This is a genomic window from Streptococcus infantis, assembly GCF_047463175.1.
Taxonomy (GTDB): domain Bacteria; phylum Bacillota; class Bacilli; order Lactobacillales; family Streptococcaceae; genus Streptococcus; species Streptococcus infantis_AC.
Genome location: NZ_JASHEJ010000001.1, coordinates 113,861 through 128,983, shown reverse-complemented (window position 1 = coordinate 128,983; position 15,123 = coordinate 113,861). Strand labels below are relative to the sequence as shown.

Annotated in this window: 16 protein-coding genes, 1 tRNA gene and 1 riboswitch; of the genes, 4 read left to right on the top strand and 13 right to left on the bottom strand. The window is 35.5% G+C overall.

Going from position 1 to position 15,123, the window contains the following annotated elements; all coding sequences use genetic code 11:
- Positions 1-107: 107 nt before the first annotated feature.
- The 12 genes from QM859_RS00655 to QM859_RS00600 form a co-directional block, all read right to left on the bottom strand.
- Positions 108-914, bottom strand: a complete 807-nt coding sequence (locus QM859_RS00655; RefSeq protein WP_414261742.1) for a hypothetical protein — start codon at positions 912-914, stop codon at positions 108-110.
- Between the two features lie 11 nt (positions 915-925).
- Positions 926-1,768, bottom strand: coding sequence for a hypothetical protein (locus tag QM859_RS00650; protein WP_414261741.1), 843 nt, complete (start codon positions 1,766-1,768; stop codon positions 926-928).
- Positions 1,746-1,946 (bottom strand): hypothetical protein, encoded by a 201-nt coding sequence (locus QM859_RS00645; protein ID WP_414261740.1) that lies wholly within the window; start codon positions 1,944-1,946, stop codon positions 1,746-1,748. Before QM859_RS00645 ends, QM859_RS00650 begins: the two co-directional genes overlap by 23 nt.
- Positions 1,947-2,037: 91 nt before the next feature.
- Positions 2,038-2,850, bottom strand: coding sequence for a hypothetical protein (locus QM859_RS00640; protein WP_414261739.1), 813 nt, complete (start codon positions 2,848-2,850; stop codon positions 2,038-2,040).
- A gap of 11 nt (positions 2,851-2,861) precedes the next feature.
- Entirely contained in the window at positions 2,862-3,680 is an 819-nt protein-coding gene (locus QM859_RS00635) for a hypothetical protein (protein ID WP_414261737.1), read from the bottom strand.
- 186 nt (positions 3,681-3,866) lie between these two features.
- Positions 3,867-4,679: a hypothetical protein gene (locus tag QM859_RS00630; protein ID WP_414261736.1), complete on the bottom strand. Its 813-nt coding sequence runs from the start codon at positions 4,677-4,679 to the stop codon at positions 3,867-3,869.
- Between the two features lie 11 nt (positions 4,680-4,690).
- Positions 4,691-5,488, bottom strand: coding sequence for a hypothetical protein (locus tag QM859_RS00625; protein ID WP_414262181.1), 798 nt, complete (start codon positions 5,486-5,488; stop codon positions 4,691-4,693).
- Positions 5,481-6,731, bottom strand: coding sequence for a glutamyl-tRNA amidotransferase (locus tag QM859_RS00620; protein WP_414261735.1), 1,251 nt, complete (start codon positions 6,729-6,731; stop codon positions 5,481-5,483). Before QM859_RS00620 ends, QM859_RS00625 begins: the two co-directional genes overlap by 8 nt.
- Entirely contained in the window at positions 6,728-8,002 is a 1,275-nt protein-coding gene (locus tag QM859_RS00615; RefSeq protein WP_414261733.1) for a DUF2130 domain-containing protein, read from the bottom strand. Before QM859_RS00615 ends, QM859_RS00620 begins: the two co-directional genes overlap by 4 nt.
- 80 nt (positions 8,003-8,082) lie before the next feature.
- The gene (locus QM859_RS00610) at positions 8,083-8,880 is read right to left on the bottom strand and encodes a formate/nitrite transporter family protein (protein ID WP_414261731.1); all 798 of its coding nucleotides are present in this window, start codon (positions 8,878-8,880) and stop codon (positions 8,083-8,085) included.
- An 89-nt stretch (positions 8,881-8,969) separates the two neighbouring features.
- On the bottom strand, positions 8,970-9,389 hold the full coding sequence (locus QM859_RS00605; RefSeq protein WP_414261730.1) for a hypothetical protein: 420 nt from the start codon (positions 9,387-9,389) through the stop codon (positions 8,970-8,972).
- A gap of 116 nt (positions 9,390-9,505) precedes the next feature.
- Entirely contained in the window at positions 9,506-10,015 is a 510-nt protein-coding gene (locus QM859_RS00600; RefSeq protein WP_004252705.1) for a QueT transporter family protein, read from the bottom strand.
- Positions 10,013-10,110: riboswitch (PreQ1 riboswitch) on the bottom strand. It overlaps the preceding gene by 3 nt.
- A 28-nt stretch (positions 10,111-10,138) precedes the next feature.
- On the opposite strand from QM859_RS00600, the gene QM859_RS00595 reads away from it, so the two are divergent.
- The 3 genes from QM859_RS00595 to QM859_RS00585 all read left to right on the top strand — a co-directional run bounded on the left by QM859_RS00595 (position 10,139) and on the right by QM859_RS00585 (position 11,210).
- Complete coding sequence (locus QM859_RS00595) at positions 10,139-10,573, top strand: GtrA family protein (RefSeq protein WP_414261728.1); 435 nt, start codon at positions 10,139-10,141, stop codon at positions 10,571-10,573.
- Positions 10,574-10,651: 78 nt separating this feature from the next.
- Entirely contained in the window at positions 10,652-11,032 is a 381-nt protein-coding gene (gene mscL, locus QM859_RS00590; protein ID WP_414261727.1) for a large conductance mechanosensitive channel protein MscL, read from the top strand.
- Between the two features lie 106 nt (positions 11,033-11,138).
- A tRNA-Arg gene (locus QM859_RS00585) sits at positions 11,139-11,210 on the top strand.
- A 44-nt stretch (positions 11,211-11,254) separates the two neighbouring features.
- Here QM859_RS00585 and QM859_RS00580 read toward each other — a convergent pair.
- The gene (locus QM859_RS00580; protein WP_414261726.1) at positions 11,255-13,156 is read right to left on the bottom strand and encodes an ABC-F family ATP-binding cassette domain-containing protein; all 1,902 of its coding nucleotides are present in this window, start codon (positions 13,154-13,156) and stop codon (positions 11,255-11,257) included.
- A gap of 151 nt (positions 13,157-13,307) precedes the next feature.
- Here QM859_RS00580 and QM859_RS00575 point away from each other — a divergent pair, with 151 nt between their 5' ends.
- A complete protein-coding gene (locus tag QM859_RS00575) occupies positions 13,308-15,026 on the top strand; it encodes a phospho-sugar mutase (protein WP_414261725.1) in 1,719 nt (572 codons plus the stop codon).
- Positions 15,027-15,123: the final 97 nt, after the last annotated feature.

Here is a 15,123-nt window from a genome sequence, read left to right as displayed (position 1 = left end):
TTGCCTCTGCTTTTTAGTATCTGGACAATGATTAACAACCATGACAGGCTCTACACCTTCTCTCGCCCGAACAACACTCACAATCGGTAGAGCGGTACGTTCTGACATCAGTTTTCTCCTTCTAAATATTTCTTCGCTTCCTGCACATAAAAGAGTTCTGGATTTTCATGGGCGATGCTTTCAAACAAACTACGGGCACGTTCTTCATCTCCTTTTAATTGGGCATTGAGAGCGCCGTAATAAGAAAACATGATTCGAGCTAACTTATTTTCTGGTTCGGCAGTGTCGAAGTAGTCATTCATTTCTTTATTGAACACAATATCTTTTATGGCTTGGGCTTGAGCAACGAGTTTGGCCTTACCGCCTTTCGAATCTGGTGCCTTGGACAATTGTTCCTCAAAGAAAGCAATATCTTGCATATCTTGAAGATGGATAGACACTTTTAATAGTTCAAAGCTTGATATTAAAAATGTATAGTCTCTTAATCTACCCCAAATTTTTTTCAAATTATACTTGGACATATTTTCCTTGGCAGCTTGAAAATCTCCTTTTAGATAAGCTACTTGACCTTGGATAAATTGATAATACTCTTGATATGTTGCCCTATAAATCTTAATCGATTTCTCAGATTGGACCCTGAACATATCTACATAGAGCTTAAGATTAATAGAATCGTTTAACACTAGATAAATAACTTTGTTTAGGAAAAAACGTAGATATAAGATCCAGATGATTAGAACCCACATCAGTGAAGCAAATATCAGCCCCAAAATTTTGGTATCAGGTTGGTATACTAAAAAAACTCCTATTGCTCCAATATCTATTGCTACAACTGAACTAATTAGAATAACAGTCTCTATTTGCAACAGAGTGTTTTCTGTCGCCCTACTAACTATTTTTTCAACTAATTTCATATGTTACTCTCTTATTTCTCTGCTCCTATATATTTCTTCGCTTCCTGAACATAAAAAAGTTCTGGATTTTCATGGGCGATACTTTCAAACAAACTACGAGCATGAGCTTCATCTCCTTTTAGCTGAGCATTGAGAGCTCCGTAATAAGAGAACATGATTCGAGCTAACTTATTTTCTGGTTCGGCAGTGTCGAAGTAGTCGTTTGATATTTTATTTAAAACAAGATCCTCTATAGCTTGTATTATGTTTATTGCATTCGTCTGCCTAGTGACCTGAGAATTTGTTCGAACTTTTAATGTAGCTAACATATCGATTTGGTTCGAAATTTCTTCTGTTTTATCAGCATGGATTAGAGAAAGAACCTTAAAGTAAGCTGTGGACAATTGGATCTCAAATTTCTTATTAAAATTTTTATCCTCAAAATTTATTCGTTCCAAATTATCAAGTGTTTCTTCAAACTTTCCTTGGTAGTATGACGCTTGGGCAATAGCTAGTAAATAATTTGCATTATTAAACAGTTGTTGAGACTTGACTGAGTGTTCAGCCACATAACGATAATAACTTATGTGCTTGTCGAAATTAATATCCGTCAAAAGGATATTATCTACAGCTAATTTAACTAGTTTATTGTTTAATGAAAGGAGTGTCTCAAACCCAAAACATACTACCGTATAAGTAATGAATTTCATAAAATTCATTTCCCCACCTTTAAATAATTCAACAACCATCCCTATAAATGCTAGACAAACTATAGGAAATAAGCAAATGTATACTATTTTTGTCAAATTATATAATTTTGGAATTTCAAATCCAGATATTTTCAACGAATAGTTATTTAATATTTCTTTCATCATTATCCTCCATTGTAGAACTTAAATATAAGAAAGCGCTCGCTATTACTGGAGCCGCTATCGAGACTCCAAATCCAAATGTAGATGCACTAACTGTAACACCATAAATTATAGCACCAATAACAAAAACTGTAGCAACTACTACTTTCCCCGCTTTTAATATCTGTTCTCCATGATCCACACTTCTCACCCCTGTTTCAGTGGTCGTGTTAACTGTTGCGTAGTCTTTTTTTGACCTGGTTACTCTCTTTACTTAATTTAGGGGAAAGGTACTAGACAACATTATTTCTTCCAAAATATTTCTTCGCTTCCTGAACATAAAAGAGTTCTGGATTTTCATGGGCGATGCTTTCAAATAAACTGCGAGCACGAGCTTCATCTCCTTTTAGCTTAGCATTGAGAGCTCCATAATAAGTGAACATGATTCGGGCTAATTTATTTTCTGGTTTCGCAGTGTCGAAGTAGTCATTCACTTCTTTATTGAACACAATATCTTTTATGGCTTGGGCTTGTGCAACGAATTTAGCCTTACCAGCTTTCGAATCTGGCGCCTTGGACAACTGTTCCTCAAAGAAAGCAATGTCTCGCGCATCTTGAAGATGAATAGACACTAGCAATTGATTGGAGCTTGCTCTTAGAAATAAGTCTCCCCTGAATCTCTTCCAAATTTTTTTAAAATTAATTTTTGCTAGGTTTTCTTTCGCAACTTGAAAATCTCCTTTTAGGAAACTGACTTGCCCCTTAACAAAATGGAAATTTTCTTGGTACGTTGCTCTATAGGGCTTGATAGATTTCTCAGCTTCAACCTTGAACATAGTTTCATACAGTTCAAGATTGATAGCTTCATGTAACATTAAATAGATTACTCTATTGGAAATAAATCGTAAATACAAGACTAAAATAAGAGCAACCCACATTAATGATATAAATATTATCGCCCACATTTTTGTATCATTTTTAGTATTTAAGCATAATGCTAACACTCCTACAACTAATCCTACAATTGAAGTAAGTTGACTAATAGTCTCTATTTGTAGAAGAGTGTTTTCTGTCGCTGAACTGACTATCTTTTTTTCTAATTTCATATATTACTCTCTTATTTCTCTGCTCCTAAATATTTTTTCGCTTCCTGAACATAAAAGAGTTCTGGATTTTCATGGGCGATACTTTCAAACAAACTGCGAGTACGAGCTTCATCTCCTTTTAGCTGAGCATTGAGAGCTCCGTAATAAGAGAACATGATTCGGGCTAATTTACTTTCTGGTTCCGCAGTGTCGAAGTAGTCGTTTGATATTTTATTACAATAGATATCAACAATAGCCTTTAAACTCAAAATTTCTTCCTGATATTTTAAAATTTGCGATTGAACATTACTTGTTAGTCCTTCAATTTCTACCATCAATTCTTTTAATTCTAAACAATTATTCAAATGAAGCAAGTTTAGGATGCTATAATACTTGATATTAAATACATAGTACAGATTTTTGGATTTCTTTAGATTACTATTTTTTATGTTATTCAGCAATTCTAAACTATCTTGGAAGTGTCCTCTATAAAAGGATACTCTTGCATTTGCCAAATATTTTGGAAGAACTTGAACATTTCTGTTTAAAGAATTTTCCTCAGCTCTAGCAACTATTTCTTGATACTTTGCTAAATTGATATCTTGAGACAAAATATCAATTAAAGCCTTATCAAGTAATAGTTTAGATAGAAGAATAAACAGTATAACAAAGACAAGAAATATTGTTAATGCCTTTGTGTAAGTGGTCGATGAATGGTTAAAAATATAGACATAAACAATTACTGTTGAAAACACTAAAAAATACAGCAGGTATTTAAATATAATTTTAAGAAAAATTAATTCTATTTTATCAACTGACCATGTTCTAATAATTTTTATAGCTCTTTTCATATAACACTCCATAACTAGCTATTAAATAACGCCGTAATCCCTACAAATAATGCAACTACAGCAGTTGTATTAAGAGTTTGAGTGAGATGATCCATCCTTCTCACTCCTGTTTCAGTGGTCGTTTTAACTGTTGCGTAATCTTGTTTGACCTGGTTACTCTCTTTTACTTAATTTAAACGAAAGGTACTAGGAAACATTATTGCTTCCTAAATATTTCTTCGCTTCCTGAACATAAAAGAGTTCAGGATTTTCATGGGCGATGCTTTCAAACAAACTACGAGCACGAGCTTCATCTCCTTTTAGCTGAGCATTGAGAGCTCCGTAATAAGAAAACATGATTCGAGCTAGATTATTTTCTGGTTCGGCAGTGTCGAAGTAGTCATTCACTTCTTGATTGAACACAATATCTTTTATAGCTTGAGTTTGAGCAACGAGTTTGGCCTTCCCACCTTTCGAATCTGGTGCCTTGGACAATTGTTCCTCAAAGAAAGCAATGTCTCGCGCATCTTGAAGATGGATGGAAACTTTTAATAGTTCATAGGTTGATATTAAAAATGTATAGTCTCTTAATCTGCCCCAAATTTTTTTCAAATTATACTTGGACATATTTTCCTTGGCAACTTGAAAATCTCCTTTTAGATAAGCTACTTGACCTTGGATAAATTGGTAATACTCACGATATGTTGCCCTAAAAGGCTTAATAGATTTTTCTGATTGAACTCTGAACATGTCCACATAGAGCTTAAGATTAATAGCATCGTTTAACATTAGATAAATAACCTTGTTTAGGACAAAACGTAAGTATAAAACTAGACTAGCAAGTAGTACTACTACTAATAATAATATTACTCCCCACTTTTTCGTATCACTTTGGAAAATTAAAAACACAGCCAACACATCCAAAACAAGTGTAATAATTGAGCTAATTTGACTAATAGTCTCTATTTTAAGTAAGACATCCTCCGTCGCTGAACTGACTATTTTTTTTACTAATTTCATATGTTACTCTCTTATTCCTCTGATCCTAAATATTTCTGCGCTTCCTGAACATAAAAGAGTTCTGGATTTTCATGGGCGATGCTTTCAAACAAACTGCGAGTAAAAGCTTCATCTCCTTTTAATTGGGCATTGAGAGCGCCGTAATAAGAAAACATGATTCGAGCTAGATTATTTTCTGGTTCAGTGGTATCGAAGTAGTCGTTCACTTCTTGATTGAACACAATATCTTTTATGGCTTGGGCTTGAGCAACGAATTTAACCTTACCACCTTTCGAATCTGGCGCCTTGGACAACTGTTCCTCAAAGAAAGGAATATTTTGCTCATCTTGAAGATGGATAGAAGATAGAAATTCATAATATAATTTCTTCAATTCAAATATTTTTCTATTTTTTTTAGAAACATTAGAAAGATTGATATTTGAATATTGACTAAGTGATAATAAAAAATCTCCTCTGAGGTAAGATAATTCTCCTGTGATTAATTCAAAACTTACTTCATTAAATTTCTTATTAAACTTATTGGAATGACTAACATTGTATACAAAGTAAGATTGATATTTCTTAAAATCAATCAAAACCACTTTCCAATATAGTAAAACTTCCCAAGTCAATAAACTTAAAAAGATGCCAATAACTATAAATAATACCGACAAAAACAACAGATAACGTACTGCAATAATATTTTGTTTAAACAATAAAAACAAACCCAAAATGGCCATATAAACTGCAACGACTACTAAATATGAAGATAATCGAATACAAATATTATAAAGAAATTTTACATCTTTATTTGCTAATAATTTAATCAAGCTTTTCAATTTTATAAAAATCCTCCAAATAAAATTGTTTACTAGATTCTCTAAGTAAAAAATTTTCAAAATCACCTTCATCTTCAACTATTGTATACATTCCGTTGTTAACGATAAAATAGTCATTATTGATCTTGTAGTGTCCATCGGAAAGTCTTGAAAAATCAATGTCTTCTAACTTTAATTTGTCACTTTCACTAAGTCTTAAACATAAACGAAGGGCTCCCTCTTTCATATAATCTTTAAGAGAAATTGCTGCATATCCTCCAAATGCTTGTTTTTCTGGACTAGATGAGTTTTGATTTTGAACTGCTTTTTCTTTAATAAAAGAAGTGATTCTAAATGAACGTGATATTTGAAAACCTGGACTAGCTAATGGCTGATCTTCATCATCAAATACAGATAAATCATAACCTTTCTTTTTAATAGCATCTTCCACTACTGACCTAAAATCTTTTAGAACTATTTGAGCTTCATCACTTGTAACAGCATTTTTTATAAATTCCTTTAGGCCGTAGTCTTGATCAATGAAAGTAACATATTTTAATTTTTGACGCGTGTACTTAGCACCCACTCTTATGGTAACTCCATTATCGACAACATCAAAAACACCAACATCGGAAATATTACTATCATAGTAGGTAGACTTAAGTGTTAACTCGTAGTTCAAACCCCTAGAATGATAAAACTCATGTAATTGTTGTACTTTGGCATTATTTCTCAAGTAAGTTTGAATTTCACTACCTAGAAATGGAGAAAAAATTCCCGCTAAAATTATAATGAGTATCATTCTACTCACTTTTTGATCGTACTCATCATTTTGATAAATCCAATCTATATACGGAAATAATAATAAAGAAAAAATGAAACTCCAAAGATCCAGATCTTTTATAAAGTCAAAGGAAACTATCATCTTAAACTTTAATAAAAACATGAGAAATAATGCTAAAAAAACATTGCCAATCAATAGGAATGCAATCAGACACTTCGTTCGATTTTTTGCCTTTATCACATAAGTTATACCTACAATAAGATTGGCAAGAAAGCTAAAAATATAGCCAAAAATAGTTGGAAGAAGCCCAACTACACCAAAAAGCAAGTCATATCTAGATCTTTCGTTAGAAACTGTTGAGCCTTCTAAGTTCAAAAAGCCGTATAAAAAATTGAGCAAAAAAACAACCAATGGTAAATAGGCAATATATACATCCATAAATTTTAGAGTCTTTTTGATAGTCAAGGTCACTCCCCCTTCAGCGCATCAAACTTAGCCTTCATGGTCGGATTTTTACGAGTCAATTTTTTAACGGAAACATCGTCCAACTTATTGTTTGCAAGGCGGAGTTGGTTCTCGGATGTGGTAAGGAATTTCTTGACCTCTTCCATGCGTTTGATGGCCTTGTCAATTTCATCAATGGCCTTGCCAAAGTTGACAGAAGCAGAATTGTAGTTCTTGGCAAAGGCAACCTTGAAAGCGTCCAAATCTTCCTCAAAGTGAGTGATATCAATATTTTGCTCACGAATCAGTGCTAATTCCTGCTTGTATTTAAGAGAGTTGAGAGCTGCATTACGTAAGAGACCAATCAACTGGATAAAGAACTGAGGACGAACCACATACATCTTCTCATACTCATGACTAACGTCAACAATTCCGGTGTTGAAGTAGTCGTTATCTGCTTCAAGCATACTTACCAAAACAGCATACTCACAGTTTTTCTCACGTCGGTCCTTGTCCAATTCCTTGTAAAAGTCCGCATTCTTATGCTTCTTTTCAGTCCCATCAGCTTCATTTTTCATCTCAAACATGATGGAAATGAATTCTAGCCCATTTTCATCAAAGTCACGGAAGATAAAGTCGCCTTTAGAACCACGAGCAGAGACCTTGTTGTCTTTTTCAAAGTAAGCATTGGGAAAGGCAAAGCTGCGAACCTTATTAAACTCACTCTCAGCATACTGCTCCAGACTTTCTCCGATTGCCTTGGTTGATTGTTGGGCCTTGAAATTCTTATAGAACTCAACCTGCTCATTAGCCGCCTTAAGCTGGGCCTCATAGTTTTGTTTGACAGAAGCTAGGGAAAGTTCATTTTCCTTTTCTTGTAGTAAGAGCTGATTTTTGATCTGATCCCGTTCTTTCTCTAGATCAGATAAAGTCTTTTGCAGCTGGTTTTCATGCTCTAAGCGCAAGGTAGTCAATTGATTCTCCAGTGCTTGGACTTCTTTTTCTTTCTCTAGCAAGCTTTGACTCGCACTTTGCTCAACTTCTTTCTTAGCTAATTCTTTTTCGGTATTAAAGTTGTTAATTTGACTTTGAAGCTGGGCTATTTCTTGGTCTTTTTGAGACAGTTTTGACTGTTGTTCATTTAAGGCTTTTTGCTCAACCAATGTCAACTCTTGCTCCAATCTCTCATGCAATTCCTTGTCAAACTCTACAGTTCGAACTTGAGAAATTAACTCTGCATATTGACTTTCATTTACTGTAAAAACTTCCCCACAATTTGGACATTTAATTTCGTTCATGATTTTCCTCTATATCATACTATTCTACATTCATTATAGCATGGATAAACAAAAAGAAAAAGTTGGAATCAATCCAACTTTTAATCTACGTATGTATCTTCGTTCTTGTTTAAGAAAGCGTAAGGCAATCCAATCAGAAGACCACCACCGATGAAGTTACCAATAAAGGTTACACCCCAGTGACGAAGAATATTTCCAATACCGAAGTTTGCAATTGAATCAGCAGCAACACTGAACTTCACAATCGCAAATGAAGCAAAGTTTGCGGCGATGTGCTCATTTGTTAAGAATACAAACATATAAATGGCTGATAGAACCAACCAAAGTTTTGCTCCACCATCCTTAACTAAAACAAATGAAAGAATGGCGATGTTTACAAAGATATTAGCTAGAATACCTTCTAGCAATACTAATTCATTCGAACGTGCTAACTTCATTTCTACAACGCCAGAAATAAAGCTATCATGTGTAAGATTTGCGTAGGCTGCTGAATGAGCAAATCCCCAACCAGCGATAAGCGCACCAATTAAGTTAAAGAAGGTACAATATAGAAGAATTTCAGCTGTTTTACTCCAGCTAATTTTTTTCAAAAAACTACCCGCTGTTAAGAACATCATGTTTGACGTTACCAATTCAGCATTCAAGAAAACAATATAAGCTAATCCCCAAGCAAAAACAAACGGGAAAAGGAAGCGTCCACTACCTGGTGCAATCTTATTGATCAAATCAGCACCTACAGCTCCTGCTGCTGTACTGAAGGTAAGGAAAGCACCTGCAAACATTGAACGAATTGCATATTTGAATTTACTTTGACTGTAAAGACTTTCCTTTTTCTTACAAGCAAATTCGATTTTTGAAATAAATTCTGATGAGACCATAAAAACTCCTAAAACTTTTATTTGTGAATATTATAACATAAAATCAACTTTATGGAAAGGCTTTCTGAAATTTTAAAAAAAATTAAAATCTATGATTCTAAAATACGGATCCTGATATTGTACTTTTTTGTTTCATTCTTTAAGTTATTGACTAGTTGATCATTCTCTTTTGATTTGCCAAAGAAAAAGGCTAGAGATTTTCCGCTCTTTTGTTCGATAGTCAAAAAATATCTAGCTCCATTCAATTTAACACTTGGAATAAAATGGACCTCAATCTTTTTAATATTATTCAGTGGTATAATGCGCTTTCTAAAAACATAAGCATTATGGATATAAAATCTTCCCTTAGCAATATGAAACGGGGCAAAAAAGTTTCCACCACTTTGACGCACAATGACATAACGACGCCATAAAATCAGTAAAAGAAGGAAGGAAATAAAGTAAATAGCAAAAGTCAAAACCGAGCTTTTCATCATCAATTTTATCCCAATCAAAAAATAATCTATCATAATTAAACCGCCTTTTCTACCTTATTATACCACTTTTGTTGAGCTTCTAGGTTCATGGACAAAGAAAAAAACTGAACAAAGTCCAGCTCTATTCTTTATATTTAAAATGAATAATCTTATCTAGTCAAATCAATACGTTGACCAATTTTACCAATGATAATTGCACCAACAATTAGTGAAGCGAATTCTCCGATACCAGTAGTGAACCATGTAAAGAAGAATGGTGCTTCTGCTACAATGTTCAATTCAGCAGCGATAGTGATCATTGAAATTGAAAATAGAATTGAAAAGAAGAAATGATCTTTTCGAATTAATCCATTAAAAAGATAGTCTTTACTATATTTACTGAACAACCAAACTCCTAAGCTTAGGAAGACAAGAGTTGATCCTCCACCTACAGCGACATCAATGAGTCCAAAACTAAAAAAATTAGCAATCATACATCCAAGAGTAACACCAATAATGTACTTAGGATTGTAAAAAGCTAGGAAGTTCATCATTTCAGAAATACGGAACTGATAGGCGCCATAACTGATGGCATTGAGTGGTGGTGTAATAGTCAAAACGACATAAATTGCTGCGACAATGGCAATATCTGCTAAATCGCGGACAGTAAGTTTTTTCATGTTTTCTCCTTTAGCGGCTCCACCGCGTTTAATATGCTTGGTGAAAGAAGCTAAGCACCAAGGGTTGAGCAAGTCAACTTTACAAGTATAGCACATTTATCAGCTTTATGCTATACTAATCTTATGAAAAAATATATAAAAAAATTCTTTGATAACGAGATTTTATCCTATCTATTTTTCGGAGTTGCGACTACCGTAGTATCAATATTTGTCCGCATCGTCATCTTTTATCTTACTCATCAAGAATTAGTTGCGACTGCCTTGGGAAATATTACTGGAATCCTATTTGCTTTCTTTACAAATGACACATTTGTATTTAAGCAAGAAAGAAAAAACTGGTTTAACCGATTAATTAAATTTACCTCTGCAAGACTTATAACCTTTTTATTGGATCTTCTACTAACTTTTATTTTTGTGACAAGCTTCCCTCAGATCATTGGTTACTTTGTTGGAAATGATATTAATACAATTAATACAGTTGAAATCTTTATTGCACAGGTTACGATGGTTGTTCTCAACTACGTTTTTAGTAAGCTTTTTGTATTTAAAAAGAAATAATCACTTTTCTTGCATTCAACATAAATTTACGATATAATGTCTCTGTAAAAATTTGATAAATTTTGAAAGGAAAATATTATGTTAAAGGAACTTAAAGATTTTTTGCTCCGTGGCAACGTCGTTGACCTTGCTGTCGGTGTGATCATCGCGACTGCTTTTGGTGCTATCATCAATTCATTTGTTAATGATATCATCACTCCACTTCTATTGAACCCAGCCTTGGAAGCTGCAAATGTACAAAACATTGCGGAGCTTGCTTGGAATGGTGTTACATATGGTAAATTCTTGAGCGCTGTTATCAACTTCGTTGTAATTGGTACTGTTCTCTTCTTCATGATTAAAGCTATTGAAAAAGCTCAAAACCTTTGTAAGAAAGAAGAAGTTGTTGAAGAAGCTCCAGCAGGTCCAACTGAATTGGAAGTTCTTCAAGAAATCAAAGCACTTCTTGAAAAAAAATAAAAATGTAAAAGGATTTAGATATTGTCTAAATCTTTTTTTCTTCCTCTTTTTACATTGGTTTTAGTCTTGAGTAAAACTCCTATTTTTGATATAATGATGAGAGTTTCCACCCTTAGTGTAATGGATATCACGTAAGATTCCGGTTCTTGAGATGGGGGTTCGATTCCCTCAGGGTGGATAGATATAAAGGAAAAAGCAACGGTTGACGTTGCTTTTTTATTATTAAACTTTTTCCGACAATTCTTCCCACTCAAGCATAGCTTCTTCCTGGCGCTGACTAATCTTATCGAGTTCTGCCTGCAATTGCATGAGTTCATCCGCATCATTGGTTGTATGCATTTGTTCAGAAATGGCTTGGGACTGAGTTTCCAGCTCTTCGATTTCTGTCTCAAGACTTTCAATTTGTCTCATTAACTTACGAAGTTCTTTTTGACTTTCCTTTTGAGCTTGGTAGTCATTAACTGGAGAAGACTCTTTTTCTTGGCTATAAGCTCTCGCTTCTTCCTCCCGACTTGCTGCCAACTCTGCTTTTTTTTCAACATAATAGTCATAATCACCCAAATAGACGGTCGAACCATTTTCGGACAATTCCAGAACATGTGTAGCTACACGATTGATAAAATAACGGTCATGGCTGACAAATAGAAGAGTTCCATCAAAGTCAATCAAGGCATTTTCCAGAACTTCCTTACTATCAATATCCAAATGGTTGGTCGGCTCGTCAAGTATTAGGAAGTTATTATTTTCCATAGACAACTTCGCCAGTAGCAAGCGAGCTTTCTCTCCACCCGATAACATCCCTACAGATTTCTTAACATCGTCACCTGAGAAAAGGAAGGCGCCTAAACGATTTCGGATTTCCATTTCTGGGGTCAATATAAAATCATTCCAAAGTTCATCTAAAACTGTATTGCTTGATGTCAACTTACTTTGAGTTTGGTCATAGTAGCCAACTTCAACATTTGCACCGAAACGCTTCTCACCCTTTATAAAAGGGATCTGATCAACAATAGACTTGATAAAGGTTGTCTTTCCAATCCCATTCGGACCTACAACTGCTACGGCATTCATCTTACGAAGGTCGAGGTTGATAGGCTCTGATAATATTTCTCCATCATATCCAATAGCAGCATTCTCAACTGTCAGCACAATATTACCAGATGTTTTATCAGAGTGAAAGGTCATATTGGATGATTTATTCCCAGCTTCAGGCTTATCTAAACGCTCCATCTTTTCCAGTTGTTTACGTCGAGATTGGGCACGTTTGGTTGTCGATGCTCGAACGAGATTTCGGTTAACAAAGTCTTCTAAAGCAGCAATTTCCTTCTGTTGCTTTTCGTAGTTCTTAGCTTCAGTCAGTAACTTCTGCTCTTTCTGCTCAACAAAGCTGGAGTAATTTCCAACGTATCTATCTAAAGAATGTTTTGTTAAGTCGAGCGTTATAGTTGCTACCTTATCGAGGAAATAACGGTCATGACTGACAATAATGAGGGCACCACTGTAGTTTACTAGGTAATTTTCTAGCCAGGCAATGGTCTCAATATCCAAGTGGTTAGTTGGCTCGTCCAAAACCAAGAGATTTGGCTTTTCAAGGAGCATTTTGGCTAGGGCTAGTCTTGTATTTTGACCTCCAGAAAGCTCGGCAATTTTCATCTGCCACATAGACTCATCAAACTTAAAACCATTTAAAATGGCGCGAATATCAGCTTCATAGGTAAATCCTCCAGCTTGACGGAATTCTTCAGATAGACGATCGTAGTCTGACATGAGCTTATCGAGATCTGCACCTGTCTTTTCCCCCATCTCCAGTTCCATTTGGCGAAGTTGTCTTTCAGTAGTACGTAAGTCGTCAAAGACGTGAAGCATCTCGTCATAGATAGTATTTTGGGATTCAAATCGACTATCCTGTGCTAAGTAAGAAAGGGAAATATCTTTTTTCTTATTAATCTCACCTGAAGTTGGCTCTTCTTCCCCGACTAATATCTTTAATAGCGTCGACTTACCTGCTCCATTTTTCCCAACGAGAGCAATACGATCTCTTTCATCTACTTGGAGATTGATATTATCAAATAAAACTTCTCCTGCAAAAGAGCGTTCAATTTTATTAGCTTGTAAAATAATCATACAGTTAGTATAGCATGTTTCGATAAGCCGTTCAAGACTTGTGGTTTAGGTACATTTCATAACTTTTTCAGAAACTCATGCTAACGTTTTACTAAAACTTCAAATCGTGGTATAATTTAAGCGATTAATTATAGAAATAAGGAGTTGCACTATGACTTATCAAGAAAACTTCCAAAAATGGGCTGATTTCGCTGACCTACCAGATTACCTTCGTCGTGATTTGGAAAACATGGATGAAAAAACCAAAGAAGATGCCTTTTACACAAACCTTGAATTCGGTACTGCTGGTATGCGCGGATTGATTGGTGCTGGTACAAACCGCATTAATATCTACGTTGTTCGCCAAGCAACTGAAGGTTTGGCTCGTTTGATTGAATCAAAAGGTGGAAACGAAAAAGAACGTGGTGTTGCCATCGCTTATGATAGCCGTCACTTCTCTCCAGAATTTGCCTTTGAATCAGCAGCAGTTCTTGCTAAACACGGTATTAAATCGTATGTTTTTGAAAGTCTCCGTCCAACTCCAGAACTTTCATTTGCTGTTCGTCACCTCAATTGTTTCGCAGGTATCATGATTACTGCCAGCCACAACCCTGCTCCGTTCAACGGATACAAGGTATATGGTGAAGACGGTGGTCAAATGCCTCCACACGATGCAGACGCTTTGACTACCTACATCCGTGCTATCGACAATCCTTTCGCTGTAGAAGTTGCGGATGTGGAAGCTGAAAAAGCATCTGGTTTGATTGAGGTCATCGGTGAAGCTGTCGATGTTGAGTACCTCAAAGAGGTGAAGGACGTAAACATCAACCCAGCCTTGATTGAAGAATTCGGTAAAGACATGAAGATTGTCTACACACCACTTCATGGTACTGGTGAAATGTTGGCTCGTCGTGCTCTTGCTCAAGCAGGATTTGACTCTGTACAAGTCGTGGAAGCTCAAGCAACTCCAGACCCAGACTTCTCAACTGTTAAATCTCCAAACCCAGAAAGTCAAGCAGCCTTTGCCCTTGCTGAAGAACTTGGTCGCCAAGTAGGCGCTGATGTTCTTGTGGCAACTGACCCTGACGCTGACCGTGTTGGTGTTGAAGTTCTTCAAAAAGATGGTAGCTACCTCAACCTATCAGGTAACCAAATCGGTGCTATCATGGCTAAATACATATTGGAAGCTCATAAAAATGCTGGAACTCTTCCTGAAAATGCAGCCCTATGTAAATCTATCGTATCAACTGACTTGGTAACGAAGATTGCTGAAAGCTACGGCGCAACTATGTTCAACGTCTTGACTGGGTTCAAATTTATCGCTGAAAAAATCCAAGAATTCGAAGAAAAACATAATCATACTTACATGATGGGATTTGAAGAAAGCTTCGGTTACTTGATTAAGCCATTCGTACGTGATAAAGATGCTATCCAAGCCGTCCTTGTCGTTGCTGAACTTGCTGCTTACTACCGTTCACGTGGTTTGACACTTGCTGACGGTATCGAGGAAATCTACAAAGAGTACGGCTACTACGCAGAAAAGACAATCTCTGTTACCCTTTCAGGTGTCGATGGTGCTGAACAAATCAAAGCGATCATGGCGAAATTCCGTAACAATGCTCCAAAAGAATGGAACGCAACAGAAATCACTGTCGTAGAAGACTTTAAAGCACGAACATCCACTGCTGCTGACGGTACTGTAACAGCCTTGACTACTCCTCCAAGTGATGTCTTGAAATACACACTTGCTGATGGTTCATGGATTGCAGTTCGTCCTTCCGGTACTGAACCAAAAATCAAGTTCTACATTGCCGTTGTTGGAGAAAGCAACGAAGATTCACAAGCTAAGATTGCTAATATCGAAGCTGAAATCAATGCCTTTGTAAAATAAACAATTAAAAGATGAGATCAACCAATCTCATCTTTTTTCGTATCAAATCTAAGCATTTTTAAAAATTTTATGGCATACTAGATTTAAAAGAAAGCGA